The organism is Streptomyces sp. NBC_00647 (genome assembly GCF_045207245.1).
GTDB lineage: Bacteria > Actinomycetota > Actinomycetes > Streptomycetales > Streptomycetaceae > Streptomyces.
Map to the genome: position 1 here is coordinate 6,856,638 of NZ_CP109040.1, position 11,957 is coordinate 6,868,594.

The window sequence follows — 11,957 nt, forward strand, 5'->3', positions numbered from 1 at the left end:
TCCACGTCCGGAGGCGGTCGGCACAGACGCCGTATACGGATCGCCGTGCCGGTCGCCGCAGCCGGCCTCGCCGCCGCGGTCGCCGGTGCGCTTCTGATGTCGTCCGCGAACGCCGCGCCCAGCACGACGCCGCCCACTCCGACCGTGCGGCCCGCCCACTCGACGCCGTCCCTGGCCGAGCTGGAGAAGCGTGTGGCGGGGGCCGTCGCCGGTGACGACATCGCGGGCCGGACGACCCAGAAGTCGTCGCTGAGCGCCGGTACGAGCACGGCGAAGATCGACCCGAAGATCATCGGCGGCACCACGACCAGCATCAGCACGGCCCCGTTCATGGCCCAGCTCTGGTACTACGACGAGGCCAACGAGATCGGCTTCTTCTGCGGTGGCTCGGTCGTGTCGCCGACGAAGATCCTCACCGCCGCGCACTGCGTCAAGGGCTACGACTGGAAGGCCAACGGCGCCGTCATCACCGGCACCTCGCAGCTGGCGAGCGGCAGCACTCTGCCGGAAGGGGCCACGGTCAGCGCTCCTTGGCGGCAGTGGAACCACCCGTCGTACAGCTCGACGACCATCGACAACGACATCGCGGTCATCACGCTGGCGAACCCCGTTTCCGCCAAGCCGATCCGCATGACGACGTCCGGTGACACCGCGTCGTACGCGTCCGGCACCAAGGCGACGCTCTACGGCTGGGGCCGCACCAGCTCCACCACCGACGACATCTCCGACACGTTGAAGACGGCCACGCTGCCGATCAACTCGGACAGCACGTGCAACACGGCCATGCAGTCGGTCCTCGGTGAGGACGACTTCATCGAGGGCCACATGGTCTGCGCGGGCACCAAGGCGACCGGCACCGACACCGGCACCACCACCGCCTGCAACGGTGACTCCGGCGGCCCGCTGATCGTCAACGGGCGCATCGTCGGCGTCGTCTCCTGGGGTGTCGAGGACTGCGTCAAGAAGGGCGCGTACAGCGTCTTCTCGAAGGTCAGCACCTACGTCGGTGCCGCCTACCCGCGTGTCGAGGACACCAACCTGAGCGGCGACCACAAGGCCGACCTGTGGGTCCGTAACGCGTCGACCAAGACGGGCTACTCCAAGGACTCCAAGGGCACCTCGTTCGCCGCGCGCGTGTCGTGGGGCGGCTGGGACGGCGTCAACGTCGTCCTCCAGACCGACCTGAACCGTGACGGCTACCAGGACCTCGTGGTGCGCGACAGCGGCAGCGGAGACGTCTACTGGATGCACTACCTGAGGTCGATCGACGACTGGGCCACCGACAAGATCTTCAGCAGCTGGGGTACCCGTCAGCGCATCATCGCGCCGGGTGACCTCAACGGCGACGGCCTGCCCGACATGCTCTCCGTCGACTCCTCCGGAGTGATGTGGCAGTACCCGGGCAAGGGCAACGGCACCTTCTCGTCGCGTGTCCAGGTCAGCACCGGCTGGAGCCAGTACAACTCGGTGCGCGGGCACGGCGACTTCACCGGTGACGGCAAGGCCGACCTGATCGCGCGCAGCAAGACCGGCTCGTACGTCTACCTGTACAAGGGCACCGGCAAGACCGGCAGCGGAGCCTTCTCCACCCGCATCAAGGTGCGCACGTGGAGCAGCTACAACGCCTTCGACGCCGTCGGTGACGTGACCGGCGACGGCAAGGCCGACTTCCTGGCCCGCACGTCCGGCGGCACGCTGTACCTGTACCCGGGTACCGGCAAGGCCACCAGCGAGATCTTCGCCACGCGGATCTCGGTCGGCACCGGTTTCCAGGAGTACGACATCTTCGGCTGACACCGCAGGTGAGCGGGCATTTCCCGGTCTCGCCGAACACGCAGCGTGCCCATCGCGTTACGCGGTGGGCACGCTGCGTTGTGCAACCCTTTCCCGGGTTTCCCAGTCTGACCGTACGGAGTGACCATGGAGCGGTACGCCTCGTCACGACCGGATGGGCCTAGCCCTGATAGCTGGGGGTAACCGACCGCAAAGGAAACCGAGGAGCACATGCCTGCCGAGAGCACGCCGGAGCCCGCCATACCGGGCGACCCCGGCAACAGCACCCCGTCCCGGGCCAAGGGCCGTCGCCGCAAGACCCGCAGCACGCGGAGCAAGGCCCTGCTCGTCACGGCCTGGACCGCGGCGGGCGTCGTGGTGCTCGGCGGTACCGGAGCCGGCTACCTGTACTTCAAGCTCAACGGCAACCTCAAGAACGTCGACATCAACCAGGCGCTCGGCAGCGAACGGCCCACGAAGGTCGACAACGGCTCCGAGAACATCCTGGTCCTCGGCTCCGACAGCCGCTCCGGCGGCAACAAGAAGCTGGGCGGCGGCACCGACGACGGCAGCGCCCGCTCCGACACCGCGATGATCGTCCACGTGTACAAGGGCCACAAGAAGGCCAGCGTGGTCTCCATCCCCCGCGACACCCTCATCGAGCGGCCGTCCTGCGTCGACGCGGAGGGCACCCGTCACGACGCGGCCTCCGGCGTGATGTTCAACTCCGCCTACTCCACCGGCGGCGCCGCCTGCGCGGTGAAGACCGTCGAGTCCGTCACCGGCATCCGCATGGACCACTACCTCGAGGTCGACTTCAGCGGCTTCCAGAAGCTGATCGACGACCTCGGCGGCGTCACGGTCACCACGACCAAGGACATCAAGGACCCCGAGAGCCATCTGAACCTGACGGCCGGATCGCACGAACTCAACGGCAAGCAGGCACTCGGCCTGGTCCGCACCCGGCACGGCGTCGGCGACGGCTCCGACCTCGGCCGCATCCAGCTCCAGCAGGCGTTCATGAAGGCGCTCGTCGACCAGGTCAAGCACATCGGGATCCTGTCCAGCCCGAAAAAGCTGTACGACCTCGCCGACACCGCGACCAAGACGGTCACCACCGACTCCGACATCGGCACCGTCGCCGACCTCGCCTCCTTCGCGAGCGGCCTCAAGGGCATCAGCTCGTCCCACATGACCATGGTGACGATGCCGGTCCAGTACGACAGCGCCGACGCCAACCGCGTCCTGGTCGACAAGGACAAGGCCGCGCTGGTCTGGAAGGCGCTGAAGGACGACCGGCCGATCCCGAAGGCGGCCACCAAGGGCACCGCCACCGGCACCGCGAAGGGCGTCGTCAGCCCCGGCTGACCTGCCCGCGGAGCCCCTGGGAATAGATCGTCGCGTCCCCCCGTTTTGGGGGATACGGCCAGTGCTGGCAGACTGGTACGTCGGTCCCGGTTCACGCACCCGCATCCCGCGGCGGCGACCCGGCGCCCTCCCGAATCTAGGAGACACCTTGAAGCGCGACATCCACCCCGAGTACGTCGAGACGCAGGTCAGCTGCACCTGTGGCGCGTCGTTCACCACGCGGAGCACGATCTCCAGCGGCGCCATCCGCGCCGAGGTCTGCTCCGAGTGCCACCCGTTCTACACGGGCAAGCAGAAGATCCTCGACACCGGTGGCCGTGTGGCCCGCTTCGAGGCCCGCTTCGGCAAGGCTGCAGCTGCCAACAAGTAGCGAGCCCACAGCGCCGGTCTCCGGTGTCCCCTGCACGGGGACGCCGGGACCGGCGCTTTGCGGTCCAGCCCCCGCCCCCAGGCCCTCGAACCCGTTCGAGCAGGGGGACCCCCACGCCGTACCTACGTCCCCGAGCCCGTCATGGAGCGGGGGACAGTCCATTGGAGCCGGAGATGTTCGAGGCGGTCGAGGAACTGATCGGCGAGCACGCCGATCTGGAGAAGAAGCTCGCTGACCCGTCGGTGCACGCCGACCAGGCCAACGCGCGCAAGCTCAACAAGCGCTACGCCGAGCTGACCCCGATCGTCGCGACGTACCGCTCCTGGAAGCAGACCGGGGACGACATCGGGACGGCGAAGGAGTTCGCCGCCGACGACCCCGACTTCGCGGCCGAGGTCAAGGACCTGGAGAAGCAGCGCGAGGAGCTCACCGAGAAGCTCCGCCTGCTGCTGGTCCCGCGCGACCCGAGCGACGACAAGGACGTCATCCTGGAGATCAAGGCGGGCGCCGGAGGCGACGAGTCCGCCCTGTTCGCCGGTGACCTGCTGCGCATGTACCTGCGCTACGCCGAGCGCGTCGGCTGGAAGACCGAGCTCATCGACGCCACCGAGTCCGAGCTCGGCGGCTACAAGGACGTCCAGGTCGCGGTGAAGACCAAGGGCGGCCAGGGTGCCACCGAGCCCGGCCAGGGCGTCTGGGCCCGGCTGAAGTACGAGGGCGGTGTGCACCGCGTGCAGCGGGTGCCCTCGACCGAGTCGCAGGGCCGCATCCACACCTCCGCCGCCGGTGTGCTCGTCACGCCCGAGGCCGAGGAGGTCGACGTCGAGATCCACGCGAACGATCTCCGTATCGACGTCTACCGCTCCTCGGGCCCCGGCGGCCAGTCCGTCAACACGACCGACTCCGCGGTGCGCATCACGCACATTCCCACCGGAGTCGTCGCTTCCTGCCAGAACGAGAAGAGCCAGCTGCAGAACAAGGAGCAGGCGATGCGTATCCTGCGCTCCAGGCTCCTCGCGGCGGCGCAGGAGGAAGCGGAGCGGGAGGCCGCGGACGCCCGCCGCAGCCAGGTCCGCACCGTCGACCGCTCCGAGAAGATCCGTACGTACAACTTCCCGGAGAATCGCATCTCGGACCACCGCGTCGGCTTCAAGGCGTACAACTTGGACCAGGTCCTCGACGGAGAGCTCGACGCCGTCATCCAGGCCTGCGTCGACGCGGACTCGGCCGCCAAGCTCGCCAACGCATAACAGCAAACGACAACAGCTCAGCCCCGGAGGACCAGCGTGAACCTGCTGCTCGCGGAAGTGGCCCAGGCCACCCAGCGGCTGGCCGACGCCGGCGTGCCCTCGCCGCGCAACGACGCGGAGGAGCTCGCCGCCTTCGTGCACGGCGTGAAGCGGGGCGAGCTGCACAGTGTCAAGGACACGGACTTCGACGCCCGCTACTGGGAGGTGACCGCGCGCCGCGAGGCCCGCGAGCCGCTCCAGCACATCACCGGGCGCGCCTACTTCCGCTACCTCGAACTCCAGGTGGGGCCGGGCGTGTTCGTCCCCCGCCCGGAGACCGAGTCGGTGGTCGGCTGGGCCATAGACGCCGTCCGCGCGATGGACGTCGTCGAACCGCTGATCGTCGACCTGTGCACCGGATCGGGCGCCATCGCGCTCGCCCTCGCGCAGGAGGTCCCGCGCTCCCGTGTGCACGCCGTGGAGCTGTCCGAGGACGCCCTGCGGTGGACGCGCAAGAACGTCGAGGGGTCCAGGGTCGACCTGCGCCAGGGAGACGCCCTCGCGGCCTTCCCCGACCTCGACGGCCAGGTCGACCTGGTGATCTCCAACCCTCCGTACATCCCGCTCACCGAGTGGGAGTACGTGCAGCCGGAGGCCCGGGACTACGACCCCGAACTCGCCCTCTTCTCGGGGGAGGACGGACTCGACCTCATCCGCGGCATCGAGCGCACCGCGCACCGCCTGCTGCGCCCCGGCGGCGTCGTCGTCATCGAGCACGCCGACACCCAGGGCGGCCAGGTGCCGTGGATCTTCACCGAGGAGCGGGGCTGGGCCGACGCGGCCGACCACCCGGACCTCAACAACCGGCCGCGGTTCGCGACCGCCCGCAAGGCGATGCCGTGAGCACCGCCCAGGGTGTTCCGGCGCACCGCGCCGTCGTGTGCGCGCGCATCGCGTTTCCCCGCACCCCCAGCCAGCAGTACGTGTATGAGGAGGCCCGCTAAATGGCACGGCGATACGACACCAACGACGCGACCGACCGCACCACAGGTCTGCGTGAGGCAGCGTCCGCCGTCCGCCGTGGCGAACTGGTGGTCCTCCCGACGGACACCGTCTACGGCATCGGTGCCGACGCCTTCACCTCCGAGGCCGTCGCCGACCTGCTGGACGCCAAGGGCCGGGGCCGCAACATGCCCACCCCTGTCCTCATCGGCTCCCCGAACACCCTGCACGGCCTCGTCACGGACTTCTCCGAGATGGCCTGGGAGCTCGTCGACGCGTTCTGGCCGGGCGCCCTGACGCTCGTCGCCAAGCACCAGCCGTCCCTCCAGTGGGACCTCGGGGACACCCGGGGCACGGTGGCGATCCGCATGCCGCTGCACCCCGTCGCCATCGAGTTGCTCACGGAGGTCGGCCCGATGGCCGTCTCCTCCGCCAACCTCACGGGCCACCCCGCGCCGGAGGACTGCGACGCCGCGCAGGACATGCTCGGCGACTCCGTCTCGGTCTACCTGGACGGCGGTCCGACCCCGGGCAACGTGCCCTCCTCCATCGTCGACGTGACCGGCAAGGTGCCCGTGCTGCTGCGCGCGGGCGCACTGTCGGCGGAGGAGCTCCGGAAGGTCGTACCCGACCTCGAGGTGGCGAATTGACAGCCCCTGACGCGGGGCGTGGATGGATAGGCACGGGGATCACGGGGACCGGTGGGTCCCCCAGGGGGTCCTTCCGCATCCTCCACGTCAGCACCGGCAATGTGTGCCGCTCGCCGATCACCGAGCGGCTGACGCGGCATGCCCTGGCGGACCGGCTCGGCGACCCCCTGTGGGGCGGCCTCATCGTGGAGAGCGCCGGCACCTGGGGCCATGAGGGCGCGCCCATGGAGGCCAACGCCGAGACCGTCCTCGCCGACTTCGGCGCGGACCCCTCCGGCTTCGTCGGGCGCGAGCTGCTCGACGACCACGTCATCCGCGCCGACCTGGTCCTGACGGCCACCCGCGACCACCGCGCCCAGGTCATCTCCATGGGCCACTCGGCGGGCCTGCGCACCTTCACCCTGAAGGAGTTCACCCGCCTGGTCCGCGCCATAGACACGGCGACCCTGCCGCCCCTCCAGGACGGCGTGGTCGAACGCGCCGTCGCCCTGGTGCGGGCCGCCGCGGCACTGCGCGGCTGGCTGCTGGCCCCGACCGCGGAGGCCGACGAGGTCTACGACCCCTACGGGGCGCCGCTGCCGTTCTTCCGGTCCATCGGGGACGAGATCAACGAGGCACTGGATCCGGTCGTCACCGCTCTGACAGGGGTACCCGCTCGGACGTGACACCGGGCGTCCCACCGGTCCCGGTTCTACATTGGACCTAAGCGTCCCCGCCGAGGCCCGGAGTCCACCATGCCGGTCGCAACCACGCTCGAAGCGGATGTCCTGAGCCGTCAGGACCCCGAGCTCGCCGAGATCCTGCTCGGTGAGCTGGACCGGCAGTCGACCACGCTGCAGTTGATCGCGGCCGAGAACTTCACCTCGCCCGCCGTGCTGGCCGCGCTCGGCTCGCCGCTGGCGAACAAGTACGCCGAGGGGTATCCCGGCGCCCGCCACCACGGCGGCTGCGAGATCGTCGACGTCGCCGAGCGTGTCGCCATCGACCGCGCCAAAGCCCTCTTCGGCGCCGATCACGCCAACGTCCAGTCCCACTCGGGGAGTTCGGCCGTCCTCGCGGCGTACGCCGCCCTGCTGCGTCCCGGTGACACCGTGCTGGCGATGGGCCTGCCCTTCGGCGGCCATCTGACCCACGGGTCGCCCGCGAACTTCTCCGGCCGCTGGTTCGACTTCGTCGGCTACGGGGTCGAGGCCGAATCCGGGCTCATCGACTACGAGCAGGTGCGCACCCTGGCCCGCGCCCGTCGGCCCAAGGCCATCGTCTGCGGATCGATCTCCTACCCCCGGCACATCGACTACGCGCTCTTCCGGGAGATCGCTGACGAGGTCGGCGCCTATCTCATCGCGGACGCCGCCCACCCCATCGGGCTCGTCGCGGGGGGAGCGGCGCCCAATCCGGTGCCGTACGCCGATGTCGTGTGCGCGACGACCCACAAGGTGCTCCGCGGACCGCGCGGCGGCATGATCCTGTGCGGGAGCCAGCTGGCGGAGCGCGTCGACCGGGCCGTCTTCCCGTTCACCCAGGGCGGTGCGCAGATGCACACCATCGCGGCCAAGGCCGTCGCGTTCGGCGAGGCGGCGACCCCGGCGTTCACGGGGTACGCCCATCAGGTGGTCGCGAACGCGCGGGTGCTGGCCGAGGGGCTGGCCGCGGAGGGGCTCGTGATCACCACGGGCGGCACCGACACCCATCTGCTGGCCGCGGATCCGGCGCCGCTCGGTGTCGAGGGGCGCACCGCGCGTGGCCGGCTCGCCGCCGCCGGTATGGTCCTCGACACCTGTGCGCTGCCTCACGGTGACGCCCGAGGTCTGCGGCTCGGCACCGCGGCGCTGACCACGCAGGGGATGGGGGAGGCGGAGATGGCACGGGTCGCCGCGCTGTTCGCGGGGGTGCTGCGGGAGGAGATCGACGGCAGGACAGCGCGTGAGGAAGTGCGGGAGCTGACGGGAAGATTTCCGCCTTATCCGGACTGATCGGGGGTACGCGTACCGGGCTGCACAGCCACTCGTGCAACCATCGTCGCTACCTGGAAGTCCTCAACCGTATGCGTGCATCGCTAGGGTGTGGGGCTGTGATGGCCAGCGAGACCTGTGGGGAAGCCCGTGCGTGAATACCTGCTGACGCTCTGCATCACGGCCGCGGTGACGTATCTGCTGACAGGGCCGGTACGGAAATTCGCGATCGTGGCCGGAGCCATGCCGGAAATCCGGGCGCGCGACGTGCACCGTGAACCCACGCCGAGGCTCGGCGGCATCGCGATGTTCTTCGGACTGTGCGCCGGCCTGCTGGTCGCCGATCACCTGACGAACCTCAACGCGGTCTTCTCGAACTCCAACGAACCGCGCGCCCTGCTCTCCGGAGCGGCCCTGATCTGGCTGATCGGCGTGCTGGACGACAAGTTCGAGATCGACGCCCTGATCAAGCTGGGCGGCCAGATGATCGCCGCGGGTGTGATGGTCGTCCAGGGTCTGACGATCCTGTGGCTGCCGATCCCCGGGGTCGGGCTGGTCGCGCTGACCCAGTGGCAGGGCACGCTGCTGACGGTGGCGCTCGTCGTCATCACCATCAACGCGGTCAACTTCGTGGACGGCCTCGACGGACTGGCCGCCGGCATGGTGTGCATCGCGTCCGCCGCGTTCTTCCTGTACGCCTACCGGATCTGGTACTCGTACGGCATCGAGGCGGCCGCCCCGGCGACGCTGTTCGCGGCGATCCTGATGGGCATGTGCCTGGGCTTCCTGCCGCACAACATGCACCCCGCGCGGATCTTCATGGGCGACTCCGGGTCGATGCTCATCGGGCTCGTGCTGGCCGCCGGCGCGATCTCCATCACCGGGCAGATCGACCCCGACGTGATGAACCTCTTCTCCGGTTCCGAGCGCAACACCGTGCACCAGACGGTGCCGGTGTTCATCCCGCTGCTGCTGCCGCTGACGATCATCGCGATCCCGGCCGCCGACCTGGTGCTCGCCATCGTGCGGCGCACCTGGCGCGGGCAGTCGCCGTTCGCCGCCGACCGGGGCCATCTGCACCACCGCCTCCTGGAGGTCGGCCACTCGCACAGCCGGGCCGTCCTGATCATGTACTTCTGGTCGGCGCTGATCTCCTTCGGCGCCCTCGCGTACTCGGTCAACTCCGGGGCCATGTGGAGCGTGCTCGTCATCGCGGCGCTCAGCGCCGTCGGGCTCGTGCTGCTCCTGCTGCCGCGCTTCACGCCGCGCGCCCCGCGCTGGGCCGAGCACCTCGTCCCGCCGCGCTACCGCCGTCGCAGGGCCGCCGCGGCGGCCGGGGCGGCGGTGTCCGTCACCCACGAGACGGCGGGCGCCGACGGGCCGGACGAGGCGCGTGAGCACCGTGCTCCGGTGGCCGCCGGAGTCTCAGGAGTCAACGGAGCGACGGCGATTGGTACCCGTTCGCGACTCCTGGACCGGCGTGAGGCCGAGTCCTCGCGCTGACGCGAAGGTAAGAATCTGACTAACGCGTGACCAAATCGTGGGGTAGCAAAGCATCCCAATACCAGACAAGTTGGTTCTCGGGATGCACAGACGCGCGCCTTCACTCTCATGTGTGACAGTTGGCACACCACCAGGTAAAGACCTCATCAAATAGTTTGTGATACGGTTCACGAGAACCCAGGGCAGAGCCGAAGGACCCCAGTACGACGGTCCCTTGGCGTGAGGTTCTCTCTCGGCCCGGGTCTACGCTCGTCCATGACGACACGCCCCCCTTAGCAAGCGGAGTTGCCGCCATGCCGTCCAATGACGCCCGGATTCTCCTTCAGGCCGCTGTGCCCACAGCTGCCGTCGGCGCGATTGCCGCCGTCGTCAGTGGTGTGGTCGCCGGCGGCAAGGGAGCGATCGGGGCGGTCGTCGCGACGCTGGTCGTGCTCCTCTTCATGGGGCTCGGGCTCTACGTTCTGCAGCGCACTGCCAAATCGCTTCCGCACCTGTTCCAGGCGATGGGCCTCTTGCTCTACACGGCGCAGATTCTTCTGCTGTTCATCTTTGTCGCCGCGTTCAAGAACACATCGCTGTTCAACCCCAAGGCCTTCGCGCTCACCCTGGTCGCCACCACTCTCGTGTGGATCGGCGCACAGGCGCGTGCCCAGATGAAGGCCAAGGTTCTTTACGTCGAACCGGACTCCTCGAAGGGCGACAAGCCCGAAAAGAAGGGCCACTCGTCGTGAGGGGTAGGGCCGGGATAAGTGGGCCGAAGAGATCCTGCTATCGTCCGGTGCCAACTGCGGCATCGCGGGCGCGGGCATCTGAGCTGACGCCTGCTCAATCGCGAGGCTTGATGCCCCACAGCCGCCCCCACATCCGTAACACCAGTCCAGTGCCGAACCGCGGCCGTGCGCCGCGCCGACACAACGAGGTTGCCGTACCTATGCGCCACGCTGAAGGAGCCCGCGGTGAGTGCTGACCCGACGCAGGTGCTCGCCTTCGAGACCGACTGCCACATCTTCGACGGCTGTGGCTTCCCGGCTCCCGGCCTGCACTCGTTCCTGTTCGAGCCCCTCTGGGGCGACGCGGACAGCAACCTGTACTTCAACAAGACGATGCTCCTGGCGCTGCTCGGCTCGGTTATCGTCGTCGGCTTCTTCTGGGCCGCCTTCCGTAAGCCGAAGGTCGTCCCGGGCAAGCTGCAGATGGTCGCCGAGGCCGGCTACGACTTCATCCGCCGCGGCGTCGTCTACGAGACGATCGGCAAGAAGGAAGGCGAGAAGTACGTACCCCTGGTCGTCTCGCTGTTCTTCTTCATCTGGATGATGAACCTCTGGTCGATCATTCCGGTCGCGCAGTTCCCGGTCACGGCGATCATCGCCTACCCCGCGGTTCTCGCCCTGATCGTCTACATCGTCTGGGTGTCCCTGACGTTCAAGCGCCACGGATTCGTCGGAGCGTTCAAGAACTTCAGCGGCTACGACAAGTCGCTGGGCCCGGTTCTCCCACTGGCCATGTTCATCGAGCTGCTCTCCAACCTGATCGTCCGGCCGTTCACGCACGCGGTGCGACTCTTCGCGAACATGTTCGCGGGTCACACCCTGCTGCTGCTGTTCACGATCGCGTCCTGGTACCTGCTCAACGGCTTCGGGATCGCCTACGCCGGCGTCTCGTTCGTCATGGTCATCGTCATGACGGCCTTCGAGCTGTTCATCCAGGCCCTGCAGGCGTACGTGTTCGTGCTGCTGACCTGCACCTTCATCCAGGGCGCGCTGGCCGAGCACCACTGAGCGCCCGTCCTCTCGACCCCGCAGTCGTCCGGTGGCCAACCCCCACCGGTCCGTAAAGAAAAGGAAGAACTGGCATGTCCCAGACCCTTGCCGCTGTCTCCGGCTCGCTCGGCTCGATCGGTTACGGCCTCGCGGCCATCGGCCCCGGCGTCGGCGTCGGCATCATCTTCGGTAACGGCACCCAGGCGCTCGCCCGTCAGCCTGAGGCCGCCGGTCTGATCCGCGCCAACCAGATCCTCGGCTTCGCCTTCTGTGAGGCGCTCGCCCTCATCGGTCTGGTCATGCCGTTCGTCTACGGCACCTGATCCACCCGATCAGCGACAGCCCACTAG

At 68.7% G+C, this 11,957-nt stretch carries 12 protein-coding genes; all 12 read left to right on the top strand.

The window, feature by feature from the left end:
- The first annotated feature begins 96 nt into the window (after nt 1–96).
- The 12 genes from OG788_RS30330 (at nt 97) to atpE (ending at nt 11,930) form a co-directional block, all read left to right on the top strand.
- Entirely contained in the window at nt 97–1,794 is a 1,698-nt protein-coding gene (locus OG788_RS30330; RefSeq protein ID WP_406376887.1) for a trypsin-like serine protease, read from the top strand.
- Between the two features lie 210 nt (nt 1,795–2,004).
- Nucleotides 2,005–3,141, top strand: a complete 1,137-nt coding sequence (locus OG788_RS30335; protein ID WP_406374515.1) for an LCP family protein — start codon at nt 2,005–2,007, stop codon at nt 3,139–3,141.
- A 148-nt stretch (nt 3,142–3,289) separates the two neighbouring features.
- The gene (rpmE, locus tag OG788_RS30340; protein ID WP_266762813.1) at nt 3,290–3,511 is read left to right on the top strand and encodes a 50S ribosomal protein L31; all 222 of its coding nucleotides are present in this window, start codon (nt 3,290–3,292) and stop codon (nt 3,509–3,511) included.
- Between the two features lie 173 nt (nt 3,512–3,684).
- A complete protein-coding gene (prfA, locus tag OG788_RS30345) occupies nt 3,685–4,761 on the top strand; it encodes a peptide chain release factor 1 (RefSeq protein WP_266762815.1) in 1,077 nt (358 codons plus the stop codon).
- 36 nt (nt 4,762–4,797) lie between these two features.
- Nucleotides 4,798–5,643, top strand: coding sequence for a peptide chain release factor N(5)-glutamine methyltransferase (gene prmC, locus OG788_RS30350; protein WP_351543452.1), 846 nt, complete (start codon nt 4,798–4,800; stop codon nt 5,641–5,643).
- Nucleotides 5,644–5,744: 101 nt separating this feature from the next.
- Nucleotides 5,745–6,392: an L-threonylcarbamoyladenylate synthase gene (locus OG788_RS30355; protein ID WP_266762819.1), complete on the top strand. Its 648-nt coding sequence runs from the start codon at nt 5,745–5,747 to the stop codon at nt 6,390–6,392.
- Nucleotides 6,389–7,057, top strand: a complete 669-nt coding sequence (locus OG788_RS30360; RefSeq protein ID WP_351543455.1) for a protein-tyrosine-phosphatase — start codon at nt 6,389–6,391, stop codon at nt 7,055–7,057. The genes OG788_RS30355 and OG788_RS30360 overlap by 4 nt, the downstream gene beginning before the upstream one ends.
- Nucleotides 7,058–7,126: 69 nt before the next feature.
- Nucleotides 7,127–8,365, top strand: coding sequence for a serine hydroxymethyltransferase (gene glyA, locus OG788_RS30365; RefSeq protein WP_406374516.1), 1,239 nt, complete (start codon nt 7,127–7,129; stop codon nt 8,363–8,365).
- A gap of 129 nt (nt 8,366–8,494) precedes the next feature.
- Nucleotides 8,495–9,847, top strand: coding sequence for an MraY family glycosyltransferase (locus OG788_RS30370; RefSeq protein ID WP_351543461.1), 1,353 nt, complete (start codon nt 8,495–8,497; stop codon nt 9,845–9,847).
- A gap of 293 nt (nt 9,848–10,140) precedes the next feature.
- On the top strand, nt 10,141–10,578 hold the full coding sequence (locus OG788_RS30375) for a hypothetical protein (RefSeq protein ID WP_351543464.1): 438 nt from the start codon (nt 10,141–10,143) through the stop codon (nt 10,576–10,578).
- 225 nt (nt 10,579–10,803) lie between these two features.
- Nucleotides 10,804–11,625 (top strand): F0F1 ATP synthase subunit A, encoded by an 822-nt coding sequence (gene atpB / locus OG788_RS30380; protein WP_351543467.1) that lies wholly within the window; start codon nt 10,804–10,806, stop codon nt 11,623–11,625.
- 74 nt (nt 11,626–11,699) lie between these two features.
- A complete protein-coding gene (gene atpE / locus OG788_RS30385; RefSeq protein WP_028804225.1) occupies nt 11,700–11,930 on the top strand; it encodes an ATP synthase F0 subunit C in 231 nt (76 codons plus the stop codon).
- The last annotated feature ends 27 nt before the right edge of the window (nt 11,931–11,957 follow it).

What these genes read in the sequence shown, in the direction of transcription:
- glyA (WP_406374516.1), top strand. Translation starts at nt 7,127, where the DNA reads ATGCCGGTCGCAACCACGCTCGAAGCGGATGTCCTGAGCCGTCAGGAC.
- prfA (WP_266762815.1), top strand. Translation starts at nt 3,685, where the DNA reads ATGTTCGAGGCGGTCGAGGAACTGATCGGCGAGCACGCCGATCTGGAG.
- atpE (WP_028804225.1), top strand. Translation starts at nt 11,700, where the DNA reads ATGTCCCAGACCCTTGCCGCTGTCTCCGGCTCGCTCGGCTCGATCGGT.
- OG788_RS30375 (WP_351543464.1), top strand. Translation starts at nt 10,141, where the DNA reads ATGCCGTCCAATGACGCCCGGATTCTCCTTCAGGCCGCTGTGCCCACA.
- OG788_RS30355 (WP_266762819.1), top strand. Translation starts at nt 5,745, where the DNA reads ATGGCACGGCGATACGACACCAACGACGCGACCGACCGCACCACAGGT.
- OG788_RS30335 (WP_406374515.1), top strand. Translation starts at nt 2,005, where the DNA reads ATGCCTGCCGAGAGCACGCCGGAGCCCGCCATACCGGGCGACCCCGGC.
- OG788_RS30330 (WP_406376887.1), top strand. Translation starts at nt 97, where the DNA reads ATGTCGTCCGCGAACGCCGCGCCCAGCACGACGCCGCCCACTCCGACC.